Below are 25407 nucleotides of genomic sequence, written 5' to 3' on the forward strand. Positions count from 1 at the left end.
TTGACGACCTCGATGACGGTACCGGTGACGATGCCGTCCTCTTCCTTGATCTTCTCGATGGTGCCCCAGGCACGCTCGTACTGAGCGCGCTTCTTCGAGAGGATCAGGCGGCCTTCCTTGTCCTCCTTCTGGAGAACGAGGGCTTCGATCTCGTCACCGACGGCGACAACCTCGTTCGGGTCGACGTCGTGCTTGATCGAGAGCTCGCGGCTCGGGATGACACCTTCGGTCTTGTAACCGATGTCGAGCAGGACCTCGTCCCGGTCGACCTTCACGATGACGCCGTCGACGNCACCGATGTCGTTGACCGCGACGGCCGGCACGGTGGCCTGCACCGGCTGCACGGTCGCCGCCGTGGCAGGCCGCGCCGCCCCCGGACGGCTGTGCGCGGCAGCCTGCCAGGATGCGGAAGCGTGGACGGAGACGGCGCCGGACGCGCCGTGCCGGCGGTGCGGCCGGTAGGACGACGGGACGCCGTGCCAGCTGTCACCACCTCGGTCGAGGAGGTTTCTGCACACCGTGTAGGAGGCAGTGACCAGGCGTGCGACGGGATGGTCGGCGCCGACCAGGTCGGTGACGGCACGGCATTGCCATCCCAGGTCCTGGAAGATCTGTGCCGACCGGGTGTGTTCGGTGGTCGTGCGCACGCATTCGAGGCGTGCCACCGCGAGGTTCCCGGTCGCGGCGAGGGACTGCGGGTGGCAGGCGCCGAGACGGCGGGACAGGCGCGTGCTGATGAAGGCCAGCTGGGTGGTCGCCCGGTCCAGGCGTGCCGTCGACCGGGCGGCCCGCGCGCACTCGACCTGCACGGCGGCCAGCTTGCCCTGCACCACCAGGGCGCGGGGATGGTCGGCTCCGAGCATGGCGGACAGACGCTGGCTCGCTGCTTCCAGGACTCCCGCCGCGTGTTCCAGCCGGTCGCTGGACTGCGCGTCGCGGGCCGACTCGAAGTACGCGAGGGCGAGTTGGGCCACGATCAGATAGCCCTGCGGGTCGCGGCTGTCGAGGGCCGCGAGGGCGGCCAGCGACGCGTCGCGCAGCTCGGTCATGGGCGCGTCGTCGACGTCCTGGGGCTTCTCACGGCGGGCCAGGCTGACGCGTACTCCCGCCAGGAGCTGGCGGATCCCGGCCGGTGGCATGCCGGGCGCGGCGTCGAGGTGGCCCTCGGCCTGGGTCAGCCAGTGGGCCGCCTGCGTCGGCTGCGTACGGGCGCTTATGGCGGCGAGGTTGGCCAGAGCCCGGAGCCGGGACCAGCCCGGCCGGCCGGCGCCGCCGGGCCGAGGAGCCGGTGGTGTTGCGGGCCGAGCGCCGTCCTCCTGCGCCGCAGCAGGGCTTTCGGCGCCGGCTGTGCTGTCCTGCTCGATTCCGCGAGGGGGTAGGACCGCGTCCGTCTGATCGCCCGCCAGCAGTTGCTGCGCCTCTTCCGGGCGGCCGAGGCAGGTGAGCAACACCGCGCACCGGTTGGGGTCTCCGCCCGGTGGGCGTCCCTGGGGCGGGTGGGTCACGAGCTGCTTCACCAGGGCGTACGAGGCGTCGTTCACCCCCATCTGGTACAGCAGCCAGGCCAGCCGCATCACGGATGCCAGGTCGTCGTCGCCGTAGGCGGGGAACTTCCCCTCGGCCCACCGGGCCGTGAACGTCCTCAGCGCATCGGGCACCGTGACTCGGCGGGCATCACGCAGTGCCGCCTCAGCACACGCGACAGCCTCTTCGTACGAGTCGATCATGCCTCCTCACCCCCCTTGTCGCCGCCGAGTGACCCGTGTGCGCCCAACGCCTCCGTGAGGTCGTCGAGCAACCGTAGACGGAACCCGTCCAGGTCCAGTGGGTCGACCAGCCCGCTGTCGCCCAGGTGGTCGAGAAATTTGAGTGAGTCCTCCGTCCGGGCACAAAGCTGGGCCACCACCGGGTCCCTGATGTCCTGAGGAGACCACGAGGCGACCTCTGCCTTGGGGGATATGTCCAAAGTGGCAGTACTGGAACCCCCATCGGTGCAAACTGGAGGGGATTGAGGGTGTGTTCCGGCGCGCGTCTGCGCGCCGTGCGCCTGCCCGGTGCCGGGGACCACGACCGCTTCCTCGGACGGGGCGGCCGTGGCCGGATGGGCCGGCGGGAGTCCCGTGCCGGTCAGCCATTGCGCCAGACTCAGGGCGGACAGCCCGGGGAACGCTTCCATCGCGCTGTCGATCGCCGTGGCGATCATTCCGTCCGGCGCGCTGGGCGCGGCCGAGCGCGGGGAACTGGACCCCATGAGCACGCCGACCAGCGTCTGCTCGGTGTCCTCGGTCGCTCTCTCGACGGGCCCGCCGCCGAACGCGCTGTAGTCCTTGGCCGGTCCGTCCAGCACCAGTTGCAGAGTCGTACGGCACGGGGCGTCCTGCGCGTGGTCGTGCACGACGCCGTCCACCGTGCCGTGCAACGGGCGCCGCACGCGCGGGGGAGTGTAGGGAGCCAGCCAGTCGTCACCCTTGACGACATGATCCATGCGCGGGGTGGGCAGAACCTGGCTCGGCGGGGCCACCACCAGGATCAGGGCGAGGCCGGCCTCTGGCTGGAGGTCGACGACGCGCCCCTCCAGCTCCACCGGTTCTTCGCCGGCCAGCTCCAGGACCAGCGTGGAGCCGCCGTCGAGCGGCTGCACGCACTCGAGGAGTGTCATGACGAAGAAACGGGTGATGAAGAAGCCGCCGCCCAGCACGGCATCGTGCTGACACAGATCGACCCAGTACTCGTCTTCGTTCATGAGTCCCTCAGGTCCGTTCGCGTACGGTCGGCCGTGGGCCGGAAACCTCAACTGTTCGTGCACCCGCTTTCCGTAGGCGCCTTGGATGTATGCCACCCACAACGCTGCCTCGTGCCCCACTGGTTCCGCTCCGACCCGCGCAGATGGAGTGAAGGCGCATGGTGGTGAGGCAGGCGCACAACGGGGCGTGAACGTTCCTCATGCACGCCTCCTGCCATTCACACGCGCCCCAGGGCGCGGCTGGCGCCCGAGATCACGGCGGTCGCCAGCAGCCAGCCGGACACGATCAGGAAGACGGCCACGGCCTTGTCCCAGCCCGCGGGATCGAAGGCCGAGCGGTAGCCCAACGAGACGACGGGCACCAGGAGGTCCACGCAGTACAGCACCGGATCGAAGGCCCGCTGGCCCGATCCGCCCACAGGGGCGGGCGCGCGCACCGAGAACCAGGACGAGCCCGCAGCCACCAGGGCCAGCAGCCACAGCAGCGCCCGCCGCGGGGCGTATCCGTAGCCGAACAGGACGTCCTGCACGGTGCCCCAGATCCGGCCGGTGAGGCGGTCCCCGCGCCGCAGGTGCCGCTCCCGCGCGTGCCGTACGGTCCGCGCCGCCCGCTCGTCCCCGGAGGACTGGTAGGAGAGCGCCAGCTGTTCGAAGACGCCGACCCCCGCCTCCTGGTCGAGGGCGAGCCAGCCGAGCCGGCCCTTCACGTCCAAGGGCGAGGTGGACCCGAGGCGCTTGTAGACGAGCCCCTCGATGTCGAGGTTGCCCGCTCGGGGCCAGGCGGACGGATCGTCGACGAGCGCGCCCACATGGGCGTCGCGCAGGACGATCCGTCCCTCGGGGGCGCCGCGCAGATCGAGACGCAGCCGCGGAGTCGTCAGCCGGCCGAGGACGAGCCCCGCGTGCGGACCGGCGAGGGTGGCGTCGTGGAAGGTGACCACCGACTCGACGGTCGCCCCGCGCAGCAGGACCTGACCGCTCGTGTGGAAACCCCAGTCCGCGTAGAACCCCCTACCGCAGGCCAGTCCGGTGGCGTCCAGGCCACCGACCCGCGCGCCGTTCAGGCCGAGCGCGTGACCGACCCTCGCGTCGCGCAGATACAGCGCTCCGGTGGCGGTCAGCGACTGCCCCTGCACGGCGCCCTCGACCCGCAGCCGGGGAGCGAAACAGGACCAGGGGCCCGTGGAGAACAGCGCCAGTTCCTCGGCCACCAGATTGCCGGCGATCCTCGCGTCCGCGAGCCGCAGCGGCGCCTCGGCGGACGCCTCCGCGACCCGGCGCGGCGCCCGCACCCCGTCGCGGACGGGGCGCGCCTCGGCACCCAGCGGGACGGGCCTGCCGGGCTCCCCGCCGATACGGCAGCCGGCCAGCCGTACATCGCCCTCGACCGCGAGACCGTCGGCCACCAGTGCGGGAAGACGTGAGGCGCCGAGATCCAGCGACCCCGCCGAAAGACCCCGCAGATCAAGCGAGTCGGTGAAGCGGCACTCCACGAACTCCAGTCCGAAGGCGAGTTGTCGGTGTGTCAGATCCACCGGCCCGACCACGCGCGCACCCCGCAACCGGAACGGACCCGATGCCGGATCGTGGCCGACCACCGCGGCCTCCAGCCTGCTCGCCCTGATGGGCCTTCCGGCCGCCGCCGCACGCTGCAGCCGGGTCATGTCGTCACGCCGCGCCATTGCCAGTTCCCCCGATATGTTCCGCAGGCATATCACCACAACCCGAGCCGCGGCGGGACCGGTTCGGACAGACTGGGCCGATGAGCGCATGCACCTACTTCGGTGACGACGCGGCGGCCGCACTGGAGCAGTGGCAGCGCGGCGGGCCCACGCTGGACTTCGTGGAAGCGCTGCCGGACGGCGGCAGCGGAGCACGGCTGGCCGTCTTCCACCACGACGGGGACGCGGACCACCCGGAACACAAGCTGCTGATCAAACTCTGCGCTCCGGACGAAGGCGCCGTCACCGAACCGTACGACCTGGACATCGCATGGAGGTCGGGTCCGTCGTTCGACAAGGGGGCGCGTACGTTCGACTTCCCGGAACGCCGGCTCGTCCGGCAGGTCTACCCGCCGCTGGCGGTGGCGGACACCTGGCTGATGTTCCTCGGCATCGCCCTCGACGACCGCGGTGATCACGAACTGACCCCGCTCAGCCGGCTCACCTCCTCCACGGAGCGTGCCGGCGTCGCCGCCGCCGTCATCCGATCGGTGCTCAGCGAATGGAACCCGGATCCCGGTGCCGATCACTCCATGACGGCCCTGGAATTCCTGCGCAGGGCGCTCGGCCACCGGGCGGCCCCGGACAGCGCACTGGCGCGCACGGCGACCGGCCTGCTGGGCGCCGACGCGCAGCGCCCGCGCATCACGCTGCCGGGCCGTTCCGCGTCCCTGCCGAACCCCCTGTGCTTCGAGGGCTCTGCGCTGGCCGGGCTGAAGCCGCCCACCGTCGCCCTGGGGCGCGCCCACTACGACCTGCACCCCGGCAACATCATGGTGGAGACGATCCCCGCACTCGTCCCCGACGCCCATCGCTTCGTCGACCTGTCACGCTTCCAGCAACAGGGCCTGCTGGCACGGGACCCGGCCCACCTGACGCTGTGCCTGGTCTGCGACTACCTCCCCGAACTGGGCGATCGCGCCCTCGACGACCTGGTCGAACTCCTCGTCGCGGACGCGCCACCCGACCCGAACGAGGACCTGCTGCCCGCCGGCCTGCACACGATGGTGCGGCAGACCCGCTCCGCCCCGGACGAGTGGCGCCACCGCAGGCGCTATTCCCTGACCGACTGGCGCCCCCAGTACCTGCTGGCTCTTCAGGCCTGCGCCCTGATGTTCGTCACGCGTCGCACCACCGAGCGCGAACGACGCTGGTTCCTGGAACTGGCCGCCCACGCCTGCGCCGCCTTCGAAGGTGTGGCCAAGCCGGTGCCCTCGGCACCCCAGCCGCCTCCTGTGTCCCCGACCGAAGACGCCACGCCGTCGCGCCCCGCGACGGAAACTCCGCGGCCCACTGCTGTCCGGACGGAACTCGAACGCCTACGACCACAGTTGGCCCATGCTCTGGGCCGCCTCTCCGACCTACGCTTCGACCGCGTCCTCGACGAGAACCTGCGCACGGTCATCCACCGGTGCGAGCGGCTGGAACGACTCGCCGCCCCGAGCTCCGCCGCATCCGCCGACGAAGCGGACGACCCACCGTGGCGTCCCGTGCTGTCAACGGCCCGCGCTCTGCGGGAGCTCCGGAACGGTGGTGACGCCCGACAGGACGATGTCGAGCGGGCCAGGGAGCAGTTTCTCGTCGCGCTGAGCGCCCTGCTGGACGACGGGCCGAACATCGGAACGCCTCGATCGAGCCTTCGATAGGGTCCCGATCATGAGCGTTGAGGTGCAGGTCGTCCGTGAGGCGACCGACGAGGTGGTCGGGGCGGTCGCCCGCCTGTTGCCGCAGCTTTCGAGCACGGCGAAGGAACCCGACCGTGAGTCGGTGACGGAGCTGCTGCGCAGTGATGCCAACTCGCTGCTGACGGCCCGGATCCAGGGCCAGGTGGTCGGCATGCTCACCCTGATCACGTTTCCGTTGCCGTCGGGCCTGCGCTGCCGGATCGAGGATGTCGTGGTCGACGAGACGGCCCGAGGGCACGGCGTCGGAGCAGCCTTGACGGCGGAGGCACTGCGCCTGGCCGAGGCGGCCGGGGCGCGGACGGTCGACCTGACCTCCCGTCCGTCCCGCGGGGCGGCGAACCGACTGTACGAGCGTCTGGGATTCCAGGGGCGCGACTCCAAGGTCTATCGCTTCGTCGTGCAGTCGTAGGCGGCGCAGCGGACACGGTGCGAGGCGGGTTGTCGCAGGGCTCGTCATGCCCCTGCGCGGATGATCCGCGTGCCCGGGGCGGCGGGGAACCTCGCGGCGGAGCGGACAGGACCGTCGTGGAAGGACATCGCCCCGGCTCAAAGCCCACGGGGTGATGAGCCGGTGCGTCGCGGGCGGACGTGACCCACGTGCCCAGCCCGCTTCGGCCGCGCCGCTCCAACGGCGCCCGGGGGAGCGGCGGGTGAGGCTCCGGGGCCTGTAATGAGCGAGTAACGGCCTCCTCCTAGCGTCCGTGCTCCCCCGTTCCGTCCCTGGAGGAGCACCCCCGATGCACCTGTCCCGATCGCCCCGGCGCGCTGTCGCCGCGTGGGCGGCGGCCGCGCTCACCGCAGCGGCCCTGATGACGGGGCTGCCGCGCGCGGCAGCCGACTCGTCGCCGCCGGCCGAGAGCCCGAAGGTCGACTCCGCGTTGCGTGACGCGGTCGCAAACGGTCGAGAAGCGTCCTTCTTCGTCGTCCTGAAGGCACAGGCCGATCTCTCCGCGGCCCGCGCCAAGCACACGCACGAGGCCAGGACGACGGCCGCGTTCAAGGAACTGCGCGCGAAGGCCACGGACAGCCAGCGCTCGCTCACCGCCTACCTGGACAAGAAGAAGGTGGGCCACAAGGACTTCTGGACAGCCGACGCCGTCCATGTCACCGGCGACACGCCAAGGCGTACGAGCCGCCGCTCACCAGCCGCGGTGGAAGTTCGCAACAGGCCCATGACGAGCCAGGGTGGGGGGTGCCTGCGCACGGTGCGGGTGCCCGGGGGACACCCCCACCGTGCGGAGGGCGGGGCGCGGCCGACGGCGCCGCGCCGGATCCCGTCAGACGGGGAGCCGCTCCAGCAGCGCCGTGAAATCCGAGCCGGGCGGCAGCGTTCCGAAGGCGAGGCCCCGGTCCCCGGAGAGACGTGACGCGCAGAACGCGTCGGCGACCGCGGCCGGCGCGTGCCGGACCAGCAGCGAGCCCTGGAGCACCAGGGCCGCCCGCTCGATGACACGGCGGGCGCGCAGCGGAGCGTCCTCGGTCAGGACGAGTTCGCCCTGCAACTCCCGCCAGGCGGTGTCGAGTCGGTGATCGGCACCGGCCGCCGCCTCGATCTCGGCACGGAACGCCTCCAGCGACTCGGGCTCCCGGGCCAGGGCACGCAGCATGTCGAGGGCGTTGACGTTGCCGGAGCCTTCCCAGATGCCGTTGAGCGGGGCCTCGCGGTACAGGCGCGGCATGCCAGAGGCCTCGTCATATCCGTTGCCCCCGAGGCATTCCAGGGCCTCGGCCACGGCGGCGGGCTGACGCTTGCACACCCAGTACTTGCCGACCGCCGTGGCAAGACGCAGGAAGGCGCGCTCCTGGGCGTCGCCGCGCTGGGCCCGGTCCGTGGCCCCGGCCAGCCGCAGCGCGAGCGTGGTCGCGGCCTCCGACTCCAGGCCCAGGTCGGCCAGCACATTGCGCATCAGGGGCTGGTCCACGAGCCTGGCGCCGAACACCGTGCGGTGGCGTGCGTGGTGAGCGGCCTGGGCGAGCGCGGCGCGGGTCCCGGAGGCGGAGCCGAGCACACAGTCGAGCCGGGTCATGGTCACCATGTCGATGATGGTGCGCACACCCTTGCCCTCGTCCCCGACGAGCCAGGCCACGGTGTCGTCGAACTCGGGCTCGCTGCTCGCGTTGGAGCGGTTGCCGAGCTTGTCCTTGAGCCGCTGGATGCGGAAGGTGTTGCGGCTGCCGTCGGGCAGGACCCGCGGGACGAGGAAACAGGACAGTCCGCCAGGTGCCTGCGCGAGGACGAGGAACAGGTCGTTCATCGGCGCGCTGGTGAACCACTTGTGCCCGCGCAACCGCCAGGTCCCGTCGGGCTGTTCGGCGGCCGTGGTCGTGTTGGCGCGCACATCGGTGCCGCCCTGCTTCTCCGTCATGCCCATCCCGGCGAGCAGGCCGCGCTTGTCGGCGGGGGTGCGCAGACCGGGGTCGTAGACACGGCTGGTGAGCAGCGGCTCGTACGCCTTGGCGAGATCGGGGGTGTGGCGCAGCGCCGGGACCACCGCATACGTCATGGACACGGGGCAGCCGTGTCCGGCCTCGGCGCTGCTCCACACCATGAACCCGGCGGCGCGCGCCACGTGCGCGCCCTCCCGCTCGTCGGCCCAGGCGCTGCCGCCGAGCCCCTCGCCGATCGCCGCGTCCATCAGCGCGTGGTACGAGGGGTGGAAGTCGACCTCGTCCACGCGGTGGCCGTAGCGGTCGTGGGTGCGCAGCACCGGCTCGTACCGGTTGGCCTCCTCCGCCCAGCGCTGCACCTCCTCGCTGCCCGTGCGGCGGCCGAGCCGGTGCAGGTCGTCCAGGTACCAGGCGGCACCCTCGCGGCGCACGCCCTCGATCAGCACCGGGTCGTCGGCGACGTCGTGCCCGGCCAACGGCGGCGGCTGGTTGGTCACTTCGTGCGTCACGGCGGCAGGGTGGCTGCGCGGTGCGGGCGTGGACATCGGGCCTCCTGGGAGCGGGTCGGGTCAGACGGACGGGGCGCCCGCGCAGCGCAGGGCCATGGCCCTGAGCTCTGCGAGGAGCTCGTCGGTGGCGTCTTCGTCGGGTGCGCCGAGCGGGTCGACGAGCACCTCGCCGATCGCGCCGGTGAGCGCGGCGGCGGTGATCTCGCCGTTCTGGGCGGGCAGCAGCCCCGCCGTCATGCCTTCGCGGACCACTTCCGCGAACAGGGCGCGGTAGCGGCGGCGGAAGTCGAGGCGCTCGGCGCCGACGGCGGGTTCGGTCGGCGCGGCGAGCAGCGCGTAGGCGAGTCCGCGGTTCTCCAGCGCGCGACGGGCGAAGACCTCCACGCCGTGGGCGAGCCGTTCCACGGCCGTGCCGGGTCCGTCGAGCACCTGCCCCAGCACCTCCACCTCGCGTCCGGCCGCGCGCCGGAACACCTCGACGGCGAGGGCCGACTTGGACGCGAAGTGCTGGTAGACCGAGCCCGCCGCGATCCCGGCCGAGTCCGCGACAGCGGTCACCGACGCCTGCGACCAGCCCACCTCGGCGACGACCGCGGTGGCGCAGGCCACGAGGTGGTCCCGGGCGGCTTCGAGCCGTCGGACTTCGGCGGGGGTCTTGCGATAGGGCATGCAAGAAGTGAACCATCATTCAGAGTTTCCCGCTACGGCCCTGAGCCCGGCCTGACTCGTCCGAGGTGCAGACGTCCCGGGCCGACTCGCGAGTACGTACGTGGTCGCGCCGCGGCGAAGTACGGCGGGACAGGGCTCCGAGGACGGGGAAACGCCGTGGGCCCGGCCGGCGCCGCCGATGAGGCGGAGCCGGCCGGGCCCAGAGACGGTGATGTTCGATCAGGCTCGGGTCGACGCCACCGCCGACGCGGACACGGAGGCAGGTGCGGTTCCCGGAGCGGACTCGGCGGCGATGCGCCGCAGGTGGTACGTCCGCAGCCGCAGGGTGCACCAGATGCCGATGACGGAGACCGCCATGAGCGCGGACGCCGGGGGCCAGTAGGCGCCTCCGGCCAGGGACGACAGCCAGACCGCGGTGACCGGTGCGAAGCCGGCGAAGACCAGGTTGCAGATCTGGTAGGAGAGCGAGATGCCGGTGTAGCGGACGTACGGGGCGAACCCGTCGGCCAGGATGGCGGCGATCGGCCCGTACAGCGCGGACATCACCAGGCGCATGGCGAGCATCATCAGGTAGATCAGTACGACGCTTCCGCCGTCCATGACCATGAACTGCGGGATCGCGAGGAGTACGACGCCCACGAGGCCCGCGACGACGACCTTGTGCGCGCCGATCCGGTCGCCCAGGAGCGACAGGAACGGGGTGACCACGAGTTCCAGGAACGCGGCCAGGGTGAGGCCGTTGAGGAGCATGGACTCCGAGAGGTGCAGGTCGTCGGTGCCGTAGGAGAGCAGGTAACTGGTCACGACGTAGTAGCCGCCGGTCGCGGTGGCGAGCGCGAACACGCCCGTGAGAACCGTCTTCCAGCTCTTGTGCAGCACCTCGGCGACGGGCAGCCTGCGATCGCCCTGCTCGGCCCGGTCGGCGTGGATGTCGTCCATCACCGGGGAGTCCTCCAGCTTGGTGCGCACCACCAGGCCGATGGCGACGAGGACCGCGGAGGCGAGGAAGGGCACCCGCCATCCCCAGCTGTCGAACGCCTGGTCCCCGAAGAGGTTCATCAGACTGAAGGCGCCGGTGGAGAGCAGGGCGCCGACGGAGGAGCCGAGCTGCGCGAAGGAGCCGAAGAACGTGGCCTTGCCCTCGGGCGCGTTCTCGACGGCGATGAGCACCGCGCCGCCCCACTCGCCGCCGATCGCGATGCCCTGGACGAGGCGGAGGGTGATCAGCAGGACGGGGGAGAGGACCCCGACCTGTTCGTAGGTGGGCAGCAGGCCGATCGCGAACGACGCGATACCCATCATCAGGAGCGTGATGACCAGGGTCTTCTTGCGGCCGACGCGGTCGCCGATGTGGCCGAACACGATGCCGCCGAGCGGGCGCAGCAGGAAGCCGACGGCGAAGGTCGCGAAGGAGGAGATGGTCTTCAGGGCCGTCGGCATGTCGGCGGGGAAGAAGACGTCGTCGAACACGATCGCAGCGGCGGTGGCGAAGGCGTAGAAGTCGTACCACTCGATGGACGTGCCGGCCAGGGCGGCGAGGGCCGATCTGAACGGGCTCTGCGGTGTGCGTGGGGTGGTGCGGTCCGACATGGGGACCTCCGGCAGGAAGCGGACTGGGGACAGGAGCGGGGGCAGGGCCTGGAGACGAGGGCCGGGCACCCGAGGTGGAGGGCCGGGCCGCCGGACCGGGAATCGAGGTCCGGAACACCCGGGGTGAAGCGGCGGGACACACGAGTGGGGCAGCGGACGCGGGTGGTGTCCACTCGCGCGTGTCCGGTCGGACGGCGCCGACGCGCTCGCCGGCCGGATCACGGACGGGAACGTCGGGCGCCGCGCGGGAGGTCAGCGCCCCGGCGCCGTCCAGGCCCGGCTGCCGCCGACCCAGGTCTCACGGACGCGGACGCCGGTCAGTTCCTCGGCGGGAACGGTCAGCGGGTCGGTGTCGAGGACGGTGAAGTCGGCGAGGAGGCCCGGCGCGAGAGCACCGACCGCCTTCTCGCGGTGCAGCGCGCTCGCCGCCGCAGCGGTGTGAGCGTGCAGCCCGGCCCCGACCGGCAGCCGCAGGGACTCGTCGCCCAGGACCGTGCCGAGCACGGTGCGGCGGGTCGCGGCGGCGGCGACCGCCTCCAGCGGGGCGGGCGGCGCGACGGGCGCGTCGGAGGAGAAGACGACCGGGACGCCCACCTCGGTACAGCGGCCGGCCGGGTTGTAGCGGTGGCCCAGCTCGCCTACGGCGGTCAGCGTGCCGTCGCCGGTGCGCAGGTGGTGCTGCGGCTGCATGACCGGGACGACGCCGAGCGAGCCCATGCGGTCGATCTGTTCGTCGGTGGGCAGTCCGCAGTGTTCGATGCGGTGGCGCATGCCGGGGCGGCGCCGATCGGCCTGCGCCTTCTCGATCGCGTCGAGCACCATGCCGATGGCGTAGGGGGACTGGGCGTGGGTGGCGGTCTGCAGGCCGGCCGCGTGGGCGCGGCGCACGATGTCCGCGTACTCCTCGACCGAGTGGTACAGCTGGCCGTGGTGACAGCAGTCGGCGGCATACCCCTCCGGGAAGTAGGCGGTCCAGCCGCCGAGCGTGCCGTCGGCGTAGAACTTCACGCCCTGCACGCGGAATCGGTCGTCGCCGAAGCCTCGTACGACGCCCAGCTCCAGCGCGGTGTCCAGCAGCGCGGAAGTCAGGTAGGCGGACACCCGCATCCGCAGACTGCCGTCGTGGTGGGCGCGCAGGTACGTCTCCATCTCCCGGCGCGAGACCTGGGCGTCGCCGATCGTGGTGACGCCCGCGGCGAGGAAGACCTCCTGGGCGTGCAGCAGATGGTCCGCCATGATCTCGTCGGGCTCGGAGAGGTGGAAGTTCGGTCCGTGGTTGCCGATCTTCACTCCGGCCGGGCCGGTGAGCAGATCGCAGGCCGCGTCCCACAGCTGCCCGTCGGGCTCGCCGCCGGGGAAGCGGCCGATGCTGCCGCCCTCGGGGGAGGGGGTGCCCGCGGTGATCCCGCAGGTGCGCAGCGTACGGGAGTTGACGACGCCGCCGTGGCCGGAGGCGTTCATCACGTAGACCTCGCGGTCGTCGGCGACGCGGTCCAGGTCGTGGCAGGTGGGATGGCGGCGTTCGGCGAGGCGGCGGTGTTCGTAACCGAAGCCACGGACCGGCACACCGGCGGGCAGGGTGCGTGCGGCCTCGCGCAGCACGTCGACCAGCGTGTCGATGTCCGGTACGCGCTCGGGCCGGAGGTCGACCCAGGCGAGAGCCTGCCCGTACATCACCGGGTGGCAGTGCGCGTCGACGAATCCGGGGTGCACGAGGCCGCCGTCCAGGGCGAGTTCCTCGTCGACCCGGCCGAGCGAGGCGCGGGCGTCCTCGACGGTGCCGACGTGGACGATGCGGTCGCCGCGGACGGCGAGCGCCTCGGCACGTACCGGCGTGCCGGCGGCGGCGACGGCGGCACCGGTGACGAGCAGGGTGCGCTCGGAGGACTCGGGGGGACGGGGCATGGCAGGCCTGCTTTCGACCGGGGAGGTACAGGAGGACGTCGACAGACGATTCGACTCGCTGAACCATAAAGAGCGAACGACTGATTGACCAGAGGGTCCACTGAAGAATTTTTGTAAGGTCGAATCGCTTCTCGGCTTACGTATCGACTGTCGGCACTCAGGGGTTGGTGTCGATCGGTCCTCTCGTCGCCCCGCTCGCCCGTCGTGCCGCGCCCGTGGTCGCCCGTCGTGCGTCGCCCCCGCGGTCGCCCGTCGTGCGTCGCCCCCGGTTGGTCTTGGTGCGCCGCCCCGACCGCCCCTCAGGCGGTCCGGAGTCCGAGGTCGTAGCGCTCCTTGACCAGCTCCAGATGCAGCCAGCTCTCCACCTCGCGCACCTCGGGCAGGGCGCGCATGTCCTCCAGCGTGGCGCGCACCGCGCCGAACGACTCCGCCGTGATGGTGCCGACCAGCTCCGCGCGGCCCAGGCAGGTCGACAGGAATGTGACCCTCTCGAACTTCGCCACCTGCTCGGCCACGGGTGCGGCCTGTCCGGCCACCCGCAGGCTGAAGCCGCAGAGGTAGCCCATGCCCAGCACGTCGGGCCGGACCAGCGCGACCACCTTGGCCACGCCGCCGTCCAGCAGTCGCAGGGTCCGCGAACGGGTCGCGCCGGCCGACAGCCCGACGCGTCCCGCCAGCTCCGCGAACGGCAGCCGCCCGTCCTCCTCCAGCTCGGCGAGGATGCGGTCGTCCAGCCCGTCCTGCACGGCGACCGTGGGCTCCTCGGGCAACAGGTACGGATCCTTCACGTGCCGGGTCGCCACCAGCGGATCCACGCTGCGGACCCCGGGCAGGGCACGGATGCGCTCGATGGTCCGCTCCAGTTCGGCGAAGCCCGCCGTGCGCAGTTCCGTCATGATCGACCGTCGTCCGCTGGTCAGCGTCACGAACGGGGCCTCCGGGAGCGTGGCGATCTCCCGCGCGACCGGGGCGGCGGGACCGTCGGTGTCGATGGCCAGATGGGCCGAGGCGGTCAGTCGCCGTACGGCCGGATGCACGATGGCCACGACGCGCACGGCCCCCGACTCCTGGAGCCGCTGGACCCGCATGCGGGTCGCCGGACGGGACAGGCCGACCCGCTGGGCCAGCGTCTCGTACGTCAGGCGGCCGTCCGTCTGCAGCTCCCGCACGATCGACAGGTCGGTCTCGTCGAGATCCACGTGAAGGTCCCCTCCGTTGGCTCGGTCTCCGCCCGGACCCGGGGCCGGGCGGCTGTTCGCTCATTGTCGGTCAGTCGGCGGGGTGCTCCGGCATCGCGGGGCGCGGTCGTCCGGTTGCCGCCGGAACAACCATCTCATCCGAGCTGGACAATGCATGCTGTCGAAACGTAGGTTCAGTGCCATATTGGCGAGCGAATCATTGATGGAGGATGGTGTGACGCGACCCGTCGCCGTGATCACCGACACGGGGGAGCTCGATCCCGAACCCGGAGTCGGACTTCTGGACGAGGCCGGATTCGAGGTCCGCGTCGTCGGCAGCCCCGACGCGGACGCGATCGCCGCCGCCGCTCATGACGCCGACGCCGTCATCGTGGGCTACGCCCGGATCGACGGCGCGCTGCTGGACCGGATGCCCAAGGTGCGGATGCTCGCCACCATGTCCGCCGGCCACGACATGATCGACACCGTCGAGGCCTCCCGCCGGGGTGTGTGGGTGGCCAACCTGCCGCACTCCGCCACCGAGGACGTCGCCGTCCACGCCCTCGCCCAGGCCCTCTCGCTGACCCGGCGCCTCCCGCAGGCCGACGCGGTCGTCCGGGCGGGCGGCTGGAGCACCGACTTCGGCGAAGTGCCGCGTCGGGCGGGCGAGATGACCCTCGGGCTCCTCGGCATGGGCCGCATCGCCCGTACCCTGGCCCGTCTCGCCGCCCCCGTCTTCGGCCGGGTGACCGCACACGACCCGCACGCGGCGGACTGGCCCGACGGAGTCGAGCGGCTCGACCTGGACGACCTCGTAGAGAACGCCGACGTCCTCTCGCTGCACATCCCCTCCACCCCGCGGACCCGCGGCATGGTGAACGCCGACCTGCTCGCACGGATGCCCCAGGGCGGCGTGCTCGTCAATGTGGCCCGCGGCGACCTCGTCGACCCCGAGGCCCTCCTCGCGGCGCTCGACACGGGGCACCTCGCGGGTGCGGCCCTCGACGTCTTCCCCGTCGAACCCCCCGACGCCACCGACCGCCTGCGCACCCACCCGCGACTTCTGCTCTCGCCGCACAGCGCGTTTCTCACCGACGCCTCCCTGCGCGCCTACGCGACGGAGCCCGCCCGCAACGTCATCGCCTGGTGGACCACCGGACGCCCCCACACGCCCGTGACCGTCCCGGCCGGCGTGGCCGCGCCCGCTTCCGACAGCACCGCCCGCACGCCCCGTACGCAAGGAGCATCCGCGTGACCGACACCTTCACGACCCCCGCCGCAGCCGACGCCACCGCGGAGGAGGAACTGCGGCTTCGGCGCGAACTGGCCGCCGTCTACCGGCTCGTGGCCCACTTCCGCATGACCGACCTGATCTTCACCCACATCTCGCAGCGACTGCCGGGCCCCGACAACCACTTCCTCATCAACCCCTACGGACTCCTCTTCGAGGAGATCACCGCCTCCAACCTGGTGAAGATCGACCTGGACGGCAACCCCGTCGAACCCACCCCGCACCCGGTCAACCCGGCCGGATTCGTGATCCACAGCGCGATCCACAAGGCCCGACCCGACGCGCACTGCGTGCTGCACACCCACACCAAGGCCGGCTGCGCCGTGGCCGCCCAGCGCGACGGGCTGCTGCCCGTCAACCAGATGTCGATGGAGTTCCACAACCGCGTCGGCTACCACGACTACGAAGGCGTCGCCCTCAACCTCGACGAGCAGCAGCGCCTGGTCACCGACCTCGGGCGCCACCCGGCGCTCATCCTGCGCAACCACGGACTGCTCACCGTCGGCGAGAGCGCCGCCCAGGCGTTCCTGCGCATGTACTACCTGGAGAAGGCATGCGAGATCCAGGTCACCGCCCAGGCCGGCGGCGCCCCGCTGGTCCTGCCTCCCGCCCAGGTCTGCGAGTACACCGCGCAGCAGCTGGCCGGCGAGGCGGACGCCGACTTCCAGGACGACATCGCCTACGACCTGGCCTGGGCGGCACTGCTGCGACTCGTGGAGCGCATCGCTCCCGACTACAAGGACTGATCGAGGCAGGTGTGGTGAGCCGGTCGGGCCGGGGCGAGTGTGGAGCGTCGGCCCGGCCCACCGCCGGCCATGAGGTCACCTGACCTGGCCATTCGAAAGCAGTTCGACGGAGTTTCCGCGCCCTACCTTGTCAGGGTCATGCCCTACTTCTACAGTCTCGTTCAAACCGGGAAGATGGGAGCGCTCCCATGCTTCGACGGGTGGGAGCGCTCCCGCGATCGTCCTCGTCTCCCGGCACCCCCACAGAGAGGACCACCATGAGATCGCTCCGGCATCAAGCGCGCACGGTTCGCGCCGTGTGTGCAGCGCTCCTCATGACCTTGGGCACCTTCGCGGGGCTCGCGATCGGCGCGGGTTCCGCGCAGGCCGACACCTCGATCTGCGAGGCGTTCGGCACGACCACGATCCAGGGCCGCTACGTCGTCCAGAACAACCGGTGGGGCACCAGCGCCCCGCAGTGCATCGACGTCACCGGCACCGGCTACCGGATCAGCCGGGCGGACGGATCGGTTCCCACCAACGGCGCTCCGAAGTCCTACCCGTCGGTCTACAACGGCTGTCACTACACGAACTGTTCACCCGGAACCAATCTCCCCGCCCGGCTGGACAGCATCTCCAGCGCCCCGACCTCCATCTCGTACACCTACGTGGGCGGCACGACCTACGACGCCGCCTATGACATCTGGCTCGACCCGACCCCGCGGAAGGACGGTGTGAACAAGACCGAGATCATGGTCTGGTTCAACCACGTGGGACCGGTCCAGCCGGTGGGATCCCCGGTGGGCAGCGCGGCGGTCGCCGGCCGCGACTGGCAGGTGTGGTCGGGCAACAACGGCTCGAACGACGTGCTGTCCTTCGTCGCTCCCTCGGCGATCGGCAGCTGGAGCTTCGACGTGATGGACTTCGTCCGCCAGGCGGTGTCCCGCGGACTGGCCCAGCCCTCCTGGTACCTGACGAGCATTCAGGCCGGCTTCGAGCCGTGGGAGAACGGGACGGGACTCGCCGTCGACACCTTCTCCGCGAGCGTCGACACCGCCTCGGGACCGACCGGACCGGGTGACCCGCAGCCGTCCGGCGCCTGCACCGTCACGTACGGCACCAATGTCTGGCCCGGCGGCTTCACGGCCGACGTCACCGTGACCAACACCGGCTCGACCGCTGTCCAGGGATGGAACCTGGCGTTCGTCCTGCCGTCGGGACAGCGGATCGCCAACGCCTGGGACGCCACGGTCTCTTCGGCCGCGGGAGCGGTCACGGCATCCGGCCTTGCGTACAACTCGCGCATCCCGGCGGGTGGCAGCCAGACCTTCGGGTTCCAGGGAACCTACGGCGGATCGTTCGCCAAGCCCGGGCAGTTCAGCCTGAACGGCTCCGCCTGCACGGCCAAGTAGCAAGCCCGACGGGCTGATCGCCCGTCCGGGTGTGCCGGTGCCGGGGTCCGCCCGACTTCCTCGCCCCGCTCGGGCGGACCCCTCCCGGCACCGGCGTCTCAGAGCCAGGGGAACGCTGCCGTCACCGGCGCGTCAGACGCAGGGCGACGAAATGCCAATGTGTCTCGACCGCCTCGGGGTCCGCCGCCGCGCGGTCCCGCAGACCTGAGGCGAACCCCGCCGCCAGCGCGTCGACCTCGGCGTCGCTGCGGCCGGGCGCGAGCGAGCTGAACAAGGAGGGCAGGAAGGCGGCTTGGAAGAACGCCGTCACCTCGTCCGCGAACTCCTGCGCGTCACCGCTCCGCTCGAACCGCTCCAGCAGATCGTCGGGGAGGGCGACGAGGGTGTGCTCCTCGACCCGGAAGGCGTCCGACACGGGTCCCGTGCGCAGCGGAGCGAGGAACTCCTCCTCGGTGCGGTTCCAGGTAGGGATGGTCATCCGCCTGTACTCGTCCGGCGTGATCTCCTTCCACCTCACCAGATCGCCGAGCACGGCGTCGGCGGCGTCCATCAGCCCCTCGGCGGCACTGGACCCGTCGTCCGCGGACGCGCCGCCGAGGACCACGAGCTGCCCGCCGGCGCGCAGCTCCCGCGCCCGCAGTTCGAGGAAGGTGTCCCAGTCGCGCCGGGACTGCGCCCGCAGCGCCTCGCGCACGTCGCCGGTCGCCCGGGAGCAGAAGATGTGGTCGGGGACGGGCCGGGGGAGACGGGACAGCCAGTGCACGGCGATCGCGCTCCAGACCACGTGCAGCTCCGCGGGCGGGAACAGCGGTTCGTAGAAGGAGCGGGCCTCGGCGCAGGCGAAGACCTCCGGCTCGTGCGTGTACGACTGGGGGGAGCCGGTGACGGTGGAGAACAGCGCGTCGAAGTCGTTCGCCGGGATGTCGGTGTGGACCACCACGACGGGCGTGACGGCACTGGTGCGTTTCCGGATGTCCTCGACGAGCGCCCGCATGGGTTCGAGCGAGTTGGTCCCGGCGGCGGCCCCGAGATCGGCGACGCGGAACACCTCGTCGCCCTCCGGGAGCGGAACCACTTCCAGCGCCCGGTGCAGCAGGGGCATCCCGTAGTCGGCGGCGTGGTGTTGGGCCCCGGAGTGCAACGCGTACCCCTGGCCCATGGCGCCCTCGGCGGGCCGGGGAGCGACACGTCTGCTCATGACGACCTCGCCTCGCCGGCAGTCACATCTCCCACGTCATCGTATCCACGATGGGGAAGGCGGGCGACAGCACGGAGCGCGGGCCGGACGGTGCACGTCGCTACGAGTTCTTACGCAATGCTGACGCCCCGGGAGAACGGTTCCGGCGGGGCCGGTCCATACGGCAGCCTGGGCTCGCCCGTCGTCGAGCGGCACGTCGGATCCGGCCCCGGACGCGTAAGGCGCGGTGGGACGGGACGGGGTTGCCGCAGAGGCCGGTGGAGCAGGGCTCGCCCGCACCGCCGGGTCAGGCGAGGCGGGCGTCGTCGCGGTGCAAGGAAAGCGGCCGCCGCGGCGCCGGTGCCCCGGTCGCCCGACCGGGGCACCGGAGGGCCCCGCGAGATCCGCTCGCGCGGACGCTGACCCAGGGTCTCGACGGGCGGACCTGCGCCGGGGTGACCGGTCTCCGGCAGGAATGCTTGCGCGATCTTGACGTCACCAAGGCGATCGGCTGGGTCATCCGCTCCTACAATCGGGCTCGCACGCACGTGCGGGGGTGCGCGAGACAGTTGAGGAGACACGGTGGGAGCGGGGGACAACAGCTCGGCGCGGAACGTGATGTGGCTCTTGGTCGCAGTCGCGACGCTTGCCGTAGGGGTGGGATCGGCCCTGGGGATCCGCGGAGCGCTGGAGCGGGAACGGGAGTTCCGCACCGCGCCCGCCTGCACCTCCGTGCCGGTACACGCGTCGGGATGCCTGTGGAAGCAGAAGTTCACCGTTCGGTCGGCAGACGCGCACCGTGGCAAACGCGTTTCTCCGGAGGCGCAGTTGGCGCTGCCCTCCGGCAAGCCGTGGCACGTCACGTTCCGGAAGGCCGATCCGGTGGTGTCGGAGATGAAGCCCGACGACAAGGTCGTCGGGCTGATCTGGCACGGGCAGGTTGTCGAGGTACGGGACGCGGACGGACGGCGGCAGCAGACGTCCGAAGGGCCCGTGGGGTGGCCCGAAGACCGCCTCGGCGGTGCGCTCGCCTGCCTCTCGTTCGGCCTGACCGCCCTGGTCGGAGCGGTGTGGGGCCTCTTCGCACGCGACAACAGGCGTCAGGCGACAGCCGCGAGGATCGTGCGGTGGCACGGCGTGGGCATGGGCGTGGCAGCCATCCTGACGCTCTGGGCCCAGGCGGCCAATGACTGGCCCATGTGGGCGATTCCGGCGATCTGGGGGTCGGTCACCGGGCTGCTCCTCGTCACCATGGTGGGCTTCGCCGTCGGCGCGGTCCGCGGCGACCTGGACGACGAGACTCCGTCCTCCCCAGGACCGTCGTCACCGCCCCCGCCCCCACCACCGGCCCTGCCGACGGGCGGACCGGGCGGGAGAACAACCGGCTGAGGCGTTCGGCGCGGCCGGAGGCGGACGTTCGATGCGCTGTTCACGTCCCGTCGCCTGCCTTCGGCGAGGTCTTCGAGCGGGTGGTCGCAGTCCCCGACGGCCGCGCGGAACTGCCCGCCGTGCGAGCCCCCCGCGGGCACGGTTCTCCGAGGCGTCGCAGGTCGCGCTGAACGCTCGGTTTCTTCCACGGATATCGGTCGAAAACTTTCGCTGGATCGATCGATGACGGCCTCCGCTCCCTGAGCGTGTGCCAGAGAACGTGTCCTCCTCCCGATCTCCCCGCGGCCCGCACGGTCTCCTGCCCGCTGCCGGAGGGGTGACGACCGAGTGGGCGGAGCCGACCGGACCGGTCACCTCGCTCGGCAGGAGGCCGACAGCGTGCTGACTCACTTCGTGGCCGCGCTCGGTGTGCTCTGTCTGCTGGTCATGGTGCCCGGCCCCGACATGGCTGTCGTGACCCGGCGTGCCATCGCGGCCGGCACGCCCGACGCGTTGCGGACCGTGGGCGGCATCGTGACCGGGCTGCTGGTCTGGGGCGCCCTGACCGTGGCGGGTCTCGCAGCGGTGCCGGCGGCTTCACCCGTGGCCCACGTGCCGGTCAGACTCCTGGGCGCGGGCTACCCGGTGCTCCTGGGAGCGCAAGCCCTGCGACACAGCAGCCGTCCCCTGACCACGGACGAGGGCCGGAGCACTGCCTTTCCCGTGGGGAGCCGGTCGCCGTCACGGCGCGTTCCGGCGGCGGGGTCACGAGCCGGCGTTCGACTCGTGACCGCTCCTGGGCCCGGACGGGCGTTCGCGCACGGCCCGACAGGCGCGTCCCCAGTTGGTGACCATGTACCAGCCCGAGCACAGGCTCAGGAGCGCACAGCTGACGAAGGTCTTCCGGTCGTCGCTGAGAGCTGTTCGGTAGACGGCATAACCGGTGAAGCAAGTGAGGAGACCGGCGAGCAGGGTCCAGAAGGCGATTCTCATGGCGGCTCCCAGGATCACGCGACGAGCCGCCAACGTAGCTTCGGCATCCGCTTTGCGGGTCCTTTGGTCCTTGTTGGTGAACTCCTGACCCGGCATGGCCACTTGAGACGTGGGAATGATCCGCCACGCCAAGCACCAGGTGTCTTGACCGCACGCCTGTCCGACGACGTCACGGGACGACGCCGCGCCTCCTCGTCAGGACGCGGACCCCGTGGGCGAAGCGCTGGACGTGGCGTTCTTCGGCGGCGCGGTGCGCAGACCGAACTGGGCCGCTTCGAGGGTTCCTGTTCCCGTGCCCGCGGCGTGGAGGTCGGCGAGGGAGAGGGTGAGATCGTTGCGGGCGGCGTAGCGGGTGTACCAGATCTCGTCGATGCCGAGCTTCTTGAGAGCGGTCTTCTGCGCCTGGGTGGGGTCGGTGACGTACTGCCGGGCGACGATGAGCTGATCGGTGTCGGTGAAGGAGAAGTCGGCCTGGTCCTTGCCGTTCCGGTAGGTCCAGCGGACCGTGCTGAAGTAGTCGTCGGGGTAGGCGGAATCGGGGTGCCCCACGGGGTCGGACTCCTGGGCCGTGACCTTCTGCGGGTCGAACGCTCCGACCAGGCGCTCGCCGGACTTGGTGTCGTCGACGAGGAAGACGGGGACGACGGCGGAACCGTACTCCTTGCGGAGATGGAGATCGGCGCCGATCACCGCGTACGGGCCGACGGCTCCGCGGCCCCAGCGCCAGTGCTCGACGGAGTAGGGGAAGGGCCGGTTGCCCCAGTTGTGGTCGTGGTAGCCGAGCCCGGTGAACGACCTCTTCTCCCCGTTGACGGTGACCGAGCCGGTGGCCGTCCCCGACGGCACCACGCACAGCCAGCCGAAGTAGTCCTCCGTGTCGCCGAAGTAGATGATGCCCGTGCCGGGGCGGAAGGGGGCCACCGTACTGGTCAGGGTCAGGTCGACGGCCACGTCGCCCGACTGGCCCTTCATGCGGTACGTCTTCAGGTCGCCGGTGAAAGTGAACGGACCCAGGCGCACGTTGCAGTGGTCCTTCGAGCTGCTGAACTCGTCCCAGCCGTAGGTGTGGACTCCTCCGTGGCTGGTGCCGTCGGGGTCGGTGACGATGACGCTGGACTTGGGCCTGCGGCCGGCCTCGCCCGGCTCGGGTACGAAGCCGTCGTCGACGCGGGTGCTGAGGGTGAAGGACACGACGGTGCCGTCGTCCCCGGTGAAGTCGGAGTACCACCACTCGAAGACGTTCGGGTCGGCGTTGTCCGCGGCGGTGCGGAAACCGTCCTCCCAGCTCTGGACGCTGTCGCGCTCGAGTCCCGAGCGTGCGAAGTCGGCATCGGTGTGTCCGTATCCGTTGGACGTCAGCACACCTTCCGGTCCGGTGCCGCTCGGTGTGGCCGCAGCGGCTTGCGTCTGCCGGTCCCGGGTGCACGCCGACGCGGCCAGACCCGGCACGGCAGCGAGCGCCCCCGCGGTCGCCGCCCTCGCCAGGAAGGCGCGACGGGACGGACGGGTGGTCTCATGAGCCATGGGATCTTCCTCGCATTCCGGTGCACGCGGCGCTGTCGTACAGGCCGCTCCCCGGCCTGCTCCCAACCGACGGCCTGCCTTCAGTCGACGCCGCCGGTCAGGTACGGGCATCCAGGAGGGACCCGAACGGGTGAGAGCCGTCGCCGAACCCGCGGCTTGCGATGAAGTCGCCATCCGTGCCGCGGGTGACGAGCGACCTCAGGTCGACGGGAGCGCGTCGTGGTGGCCGACCGTGATGTGGCGTTCGCGACCCGGTGTCCCGATTTCGTCGACCACGGCGACGGCCTTGTGCGCGGCCGGCACATGGGCGTCGTTGTCGGCGACCGGAAGTTCGCGGTCGGCGGGGCCGCGCAACGCACCGGCCCCGCCGACCGCGAGGACGCGGATCCCCGGCTTCGCGGCGATGCCCAGCACCATCCGGCCGGTGCCGACCGACAGGTGTCCGGACGCACAACGGCCACCCCCGTCGCGCAAGAGCGGGCCTTCGGTGCCCGGTGTTCGAAGACCGCCGAACTCGTCGTCCGGGACGGGTGGTTGGCCTAGGCGGCCCGGCGTGCGGTCGCGGACCTGTCCATCGTCAGAAGGGCCGTGTTCGCCAGGACCACCAGGGCGAACGTGACGGCCCAGACCTGCCCCCGGACCACCCAGAGCGCCGCGGTTGCCGAGCCGAACACCAGGGACTTGACCACCAGTACGGCGGTCGCGGACACCTTGAAGCGCGCCCGAGGGGCGGCGAACATTCCCCAGAGCAGCGCAGCCGCGGCGGGAGCGGCGACAGCCGGAAGAATCCGCCAGATCCCGCCCGTGCTCTGCCATCCCCACCACGCGAGAGCCCCGAGCGCCAGAAGCTCAAGCAGGAACGCGAGTCCTTCGTTCACCACGCGCAGGGAAACGGGAAGGGTCACCGACTGCCCACCTTCGTCAGGGAATGAGGGAGTCATTAGAACAGACTTGCGCACGTTCCGTCCGGCCCTGTCCGATGCCGACGTCGTCGGCCCGCGCGACTCGCGTCGCGGCGACGGCACGGGGGCGTCAACTGCCGGACAGCTTGCCCTGAAGCCAGTCGAAGACGACCTCGCAGTGCTGCTGCGGGGCCATCGGTGAGCAGTGCAACTGCGCTCCGGTGGCGGCGGTCAGCTTCACGTAGTCCTTGGGCGCCGTCAGCTTCTCGAACATCTGGCGCGGCTGGCCGGGATAGAACTGTTCGTCCTCGTAGTCGAGGACCAGCGTGGGCGTCGTGATGCGGCCGACGACGTCGGTGATGTCGAGCGACTCGATGAGCTTGGCCGGGGTGTAGAAGTCCGTGAACATCTTGCCCGCGCGGGCGTCGAGCATCGCCGGTACGGAGAAGGGTTCCATGCGCTTCTTCAGCGTCGCCGCATCCGACGGCGACAGTGCGGGGACGACCTCCTTGTTCCAGGTGCTGTTGGTCCTGGCCTTGTCCGGGGTGAGGATCTCCCGGATCTCGGAGGGAAAGCCCAGCCAGGGCGTGAGGACTCCGGGCATCGCGACGAGGGCGGCGATCCGCTTCTCGAAGGCGGCGGCCCGCGGTGCCAGATCACCGGCCATGCTCAGCCCGGTGAGGGCGATCTTCCCCGCCTCGACGTCCCGGCGGGCCGTCAGCCAGTCGACGAGCGGCGTCACCACCGTCTCCCAGCGCGGTGTGAACACCACGCGGTCCACGAAGAGCAGCTGTCCCTGGCCGGGGCCGTCGTACACGAGCGCGTTCCAGCCCCGCTCCAGCGCGGCGGCGACTCCGTAGGTCCACATGTCGACGTTCTGTCCGTCGCTGCCGTTGGTGAGGATCACGGTGGGGCGCGGTTCGCCGGACGTGTCCGGCCGGAAGAACCACACCGGCAGCGGAGTCCTTCCGTACGGGACGTTCGCCGTCACCGGTGCCGGGTCGGACAGCCTGCAGTACGTGTCCCAGGCCTTGCGTCCAGCCCGGTAGAGCTGTTCCTCGCTGCCGGGATCGTCGGATCCGAGGACGAAGAAGAGTGCCTGGCCGTAGTACTGGGAGGCCCGTAGGGCGCGGAAGCGGGTGGTCTCCTTTCCCGGCTTGCCGCCCTGGGGTGCCTTCATCAGCTGATCGCCGAGATTCCTGAAGGTCTGCGTATAGGACTGCGCCGAGAGGCCGGACTTGTTGATCGTGTTCACGGCCGTCAGTACCTCGCCCACCTCGGCGGCACCGAAGCCGGAGCCGCCGAGCGCGAGAAGCCCGTTGAAATTGAACACGGCGTCCTTGAAGAGGGTCATCGCGCCGGGCGTGGGACCGACCGTCAGGACGGCGGGGGCCGAGGAGGTACGGCCGGGAGTGGGTGCCGAGGCGAGCGACGTGTCCGACGAGGTGCACCCGGCGGCCGCCAGCGCGGCCCCCGCCCCGCCGACGATCCCGGCCAGAGCGGTACGGCGGGTGGGGCCGGATGCGCGATCACTCGACAGGTAGGTCACGGCAGTCGAAGCTACGAGCCGATTCCGCCGACCCCGCTTCGCGACATGCGCGGTTCCCTCGAACGTCGCAGCGTAGGT

21 protein-coding genes and 1 pseudogene are annotated in these 25407 nt (G+C 71.2%); 8 read left to right on the forward strand and 14 right to left on the reverse strand.

Annotated features, from left to right (window positions below):
* The 3 genes from ABEB03_RS45365 to ABEB03_RS20575 all read right to left on the reverse strand — a co-directional run.
* A partial coding sequence (locus tag ABEB03_RS45365) for a S1 RNA-binding domain-containing protein (protein ID WP_425589285.1) occupies nt 1-344 on the reverse strand: 344 nt, incomplete at its 3' end.
* A gap of 1379 nt (nt 345-1723) precedes the next feature.
* Entirely contained in the window at nt 1724-2743 is a 1020-nt protein-coding gene (locus ABEB03_RS20570) for a hypothetical protein (RefSeq protein WP_345651015.1), read from the reverse strand.
* A gap of 218 nt (nt 2744-2961) precedes the next feature.
* A complete protein-coding gene (locus ABEB03_RS20575) occupies nt 2962-4425 on the reverse strand; it encodes a hypothetical protein (RefSeq protein WP_345651020.1) in 1464 nt (487 codons plus the stop codon).
* 80 nt (nt 4426-4505) lie between these two features.
* Here ABEB03_RS20575 and ABEB03_RS20580 point away from each other — a divergent pair, with 80 nt between their 5' ends.
* The 3 genes from ABEB03_RS20580 (at nt 4506) to ABEB03_RS20590 (ending at nt 7516) form a co-directional block, all read left to right on the forward strand.
* The gene (locus ABEB03_RS20580; RefSeq protein ID WP_345651025.1) at nt 4506-6110 is read left to right on the forward strand and encodes a hypothetical protein; all 1605 of its coding nucleotides are present in this window, start codon (nt 4506-4508) and stop codon (nt 6108-6110) included.
* Nucleotides 6111-6120: 10 nt separating this feature from the next.
* Nucleotides 6121-6558 (forward strand): GNAT family N-acetyltransferase, encoded by a 438-nt coding sequence (locus ABEB03_RS20585; RefSeq protein ID WP_345651028.1) that lies wholly within the window; start codon nt 6121-6123, stop codon nt 6556-6558.
* 328 nt (nt 6559-6886) lie between these two features.
* Nucleotides 6887-7516, forward strand: coding sequence for a hypothetical protein (locus ABEB03_RS20590; protein WP_345651031.1), 630 nt, complete (start codon nt 6887-6889; stop codon nt 7514-7516).
* Here ABEB03_RS20590 and ABEB03_RS20595 read toward each other — a convergent pair.
* The 5 genes from ABEB03_RS20595 to ABEB03_RS20615 form a co-directional block, all read right to left on the reverse strand.
* Nucleotides 7427-9082, reverse strand: a complete 1656-nt coding sequence (locus tag ABEB03_RS20595) for an acyl-CoA dehydrogenase family protein (RefSeq protein WP_345651035.1) — start codon at nt 9080-9082, stop codon at nt 7427-7429. The genes ABEB03_RS20590 and ABEB03_RS20595 overlap by 90 nt on opposite strands.
* 24 nt (nt 9083-9106) lie before the next feature.
* Nucleotides 9107-9715 (reverse strand): TetR/AcrR family transcriptional regulator, encoded by a 609-nt coding sequence (locus ABEB03_RS20600; protein ID WP_345651038.1) that lies wholly within the window; start codon nt 9713-9715, stop codon nt 9107-9109.
* Between the two features lie 219 nt (nt 9716-9934).
* Entirely contained in the window at nt 9935-11305 is a 1371-nt protein-coding gene (locus ABEB03_RS20605) for an MFS transporter (RefSeq protein WP_345651041.1), read from the reverse strand.
* A gap of 252 nt (nt 11306-11557) precedes the next feature.
* Nucleotides 11558-13210 carry an amidohydrolase gene (locus tag ABEB03_RS20610; RefSeq protein ID WP_345651044.1) on the reverse strand — a complete coding sequence of 551 codons (1653 nt, stop codon included), beginning with the start codon at nt 13208-13210 and terminating at the stop codon, nt 11558-11560.
* A gap of 299 nt (nt 13211-13509) precedes the next feature.
* The gene (locus ABEB03_RS20615) at nt 13510-14409 is read right to left on the reverse strand and encodes an Lrp/AsnC family transcriptional regulator (RefSeq protein WP_345651049.1); all 900 of its coding nucleotides are present in this window, start codon (nt 14407-14409) and stop codon (nt 13510-13512) included.
* Between the two features lie 214 nt (nt 14410-14623).
* Between ABEB03_RS20615 and ABEB03_RS20620 the strand changes: the two genes are divergently transcribed.
* The 3 genes from ABEB03_RS20620 to ABEB03_RS20630 all read left to right on the forward strand — a co-directional run bounded on the left by ABEB03_RS20620 (nt 14624) and on the right by ABEB03_RS20630 (nt 17816).
* Nucleotides 14624-15643 carry a C-terminal binding protein gene (locus tag ABEB03_RS20620; RefSeq protein WP_345651054.1) on the forward strand — a complete coding sequence of 340 codons (1020 nt, stop codon included), beginning with the start codon at nt 14624-14626 and terminating at the stop codon, nt 15641-15643.
* Complete coding sequence (locus ABEB03_RS20625) at nt 15640-16425, forward strand: class II aldolase/adducin family protein (protein WP_345651057.1); 786 nt, start codon at nt 15640-15642, stop codon at nt 16423-16425. The genes ABEB03_RS20620 and ABEB03_RS20625 overlap by 4 nt, the downstream gene beginning before the upstream one ends.
* A gap of 257 nt (nt 16426-16682) precedes the next feature.
* Complete coding sequence (locus ABEB03_RS20630; RefSeq protein ID WP_425589276.1) at nt 16683-17816, forward strand: GH12 family glycosyl hydrolase domain-containing protein; 1134 nt, start codon at nt 16683-16685, stop codon at nt 17814-17816.
* A 121-nt stretch (nt 17817-17937) separates the two neighbouring features.
* On the opposite strand, the gene ABEB03_RS20635 is transcribed toward ABEB03_RS20630, so the two are convergent.
* Nucleotides 17938-19014 (reverse strand): class I SAM-dependent methyltransferase, encoded by a 1077-nt coding sequence (locus ABEB03_RS20635; protein ID WP_345651063.1) that lies wholly within the window; start codon nt 19012-19014, stop codon nt 17938-17940.
* 636 nt (nt 19015-19650) lie between these two features.
* Between ABEB03_RS20635 and ABEB03_RS20640 the strand changes: the two genes are divergently transcribed.
* Nucleotides 19651-20382 carry a hypothetical protein gene (locus ABEB03_RS20640; protein WP_345651066.1) on the forward strand — a complete coding sequence of 244 codons (732 nt, stop codon included), beginning with the start codon at nt 19651-19653 and terminating at the stop codon, nt 20380-20382.
* Between the two features lie 378 nt (nt 20383-20760).
* Nucleotides 20761-21045: pseudogene (locus ABEB03_RS20645) on the forward strand (LysE family translocator); the annotation flags it as partial.
* 81 nt (nt 21046-21126) lie between these two features.
* Here the strand turns inward: ABEB03_RS20645 and ABEB03_RS20650 are convergent.
* The 5 genes from ABEB03_RS20650 to ABEB03_RS20670 form a co-directional block, all read right to left on the reverse strand.
* The gene (locus ABEB03_RS20650) at nt 21127-21354 is read right to left on the reverse strand and encodes a hypothetical protein (RefSeq protein ID WP_345651069.1); all 228 of its coding nucleotides are present in this window, start codon (nt 21352-21354) and stop codon (nt 21127-21129) included.
* A gap of 195 nt (nt 21355-21549) precedes the next feature.
* Nucleotides 21550-22878 (reverse strand): lipocalin-like domain-containing protein, encoded by a 1329-nt coding sequence (locus ABEB03_RS20655; protein ID WP_345651072.1) that lies wholly within the window; start codon nt 22876-22878, stop codon nt 21550-21552.
* Between the two features lie 198 nt (nt 22879-23076).
* Nucleotides 23077-23352, reverse strand: coding sequence for a hypothetical protein (locus ABEB03_RS20660; RefSeq protein WP_345651074.1), 276 nt, complete (start codon nt 23350-23352; stop codon nt 23077-23079).
* Between the two features lie 65 nt (nt 23353-23417).
* Nucleotides 23418-23783, reverse strand: a complete 366-nt coding sequence (locus ABEB03_RS20665; RefSeq protein ID WP_345651077.1) for a YrdB family protein — start codon at nt 23781-23783, stop codon at nt 23418-23420.
* Nucleotides 23784-23910: 127 nt separating this feature from the next.
* Entirely contained in the window at nt 23911-25329 is a 1419-nt protein-coding gene (locus ABEB03_RS20670) for an alpha/beta hydrolase family protein (protein ID WP_345651080.1), read from the reverse strand.
* Nucleotides 25330-25407 lie beyond the last annotated feature (78 nt).

It is taken from the genome of Streptomyces siamensis (genome assembly GCF_039543605.1).
Classification (GTDB): Bacteria; Actinomycetota; Actinomycetes; order Streptomycetales; family Streptomycetaceae; genus Streptomyces; species Streptomyces siamensis.

Bases quoted from the DNA above. Each gene is read 5' to 3' on its own strand.
- ABEB03_RS20570 (WP_345651015.1), bottom strand. From the start codon at position 2,743: ATGAACGAAGACGAGTACTGGGTCGATCTGTGTCAGCACGATGCCGTG.
- ABEB03_RS20575 (WP_345651020.1), bottom strand. From the start codon at position 4,425: ATGGCGCGGCGTGACGACATGACCCGGCTGCAGCGTGCGGCGGCGGCC.
- ABEB03_RS20580 (WP_345651025.1), top strand. From the start codon at position 4,506: ATGAGCGCATGCACCTACTTCGGTGACGACGCGGCGGCCGCACTGGAG.
- ABEB03_RS20585 (WP_345651028.1), top strand. From the start codon at position 6,121: ATGAGCGTTGAGGTGCAGGTCGTCCGTGAGGCGACCGACGAGGTGGTC.
- ABEB03_RS20590 (WP_345651031.1), top strand. From the start codon at position 6,887: ATGCACCTGTCCCGATCGCCCCGGCGCGCTGTCGCCGCGTGGGCGGCG.
- ABEB03_RS20595 (WP_345651035.1), bottom strand. From the start codon at position 9,082: ATGTCCACGCCCGCACCGCGCAGCCACCCTGCCGCCGTGACGCACGAA.
- ABEB03_RS20600 (WP_345651038.1), bottom strand. From the start codon at position 9,715: ATGCCCTATCGCAAGACCCCCGCCGAAGTCCGACGGCTCGAAGCCGCC.
- ABEB03_RS20605 (WP_345651041.1), bottom strand. From the start codon at position 11,305: ATGTCGGACCGCACCACCCCACGCACACCGCAGAGCCCGTTCAGATCG.
- ABEB03_RS20610 (WP_345651044.1), bottom strand. From the start codon at position 13,210: ATGCCCCGTCCCCCCGAGTCCTCCGAGCGCACCCTGCTCGTCACCGGT.
- ABEB03_RS20630 (WP_425589276.1), top strand. From the start codon at position 16,683: ATGAGATCGCTCCGGCATCAAGCGCGCACGGTTCGCGCCGTGTGTGCA.
- ABEB03_RS20635 (WP_345651063.1), bottom strand. From the start codon at position 19,014: ATGAGCAGACGTGTCGCTCCCCGGCCCGCCGAGGGCGCCATGGGCCAG.
- ABEB03_RS20650 (WP_345651069.1), bottom strand. From the start codon at position 21,354: ATGAGAATCGCCTTCTGGACCCTGCTCGCCGGTCTCCTCACTTGCTTC.
- ABEB03_RS20655 (WP_345651072.1), bottom strand. From the start codon at position 22,878: ATGGCTCATGAGACCACCCGTCCGTCCCGTCGCGCCTTCCTGGCGAGG.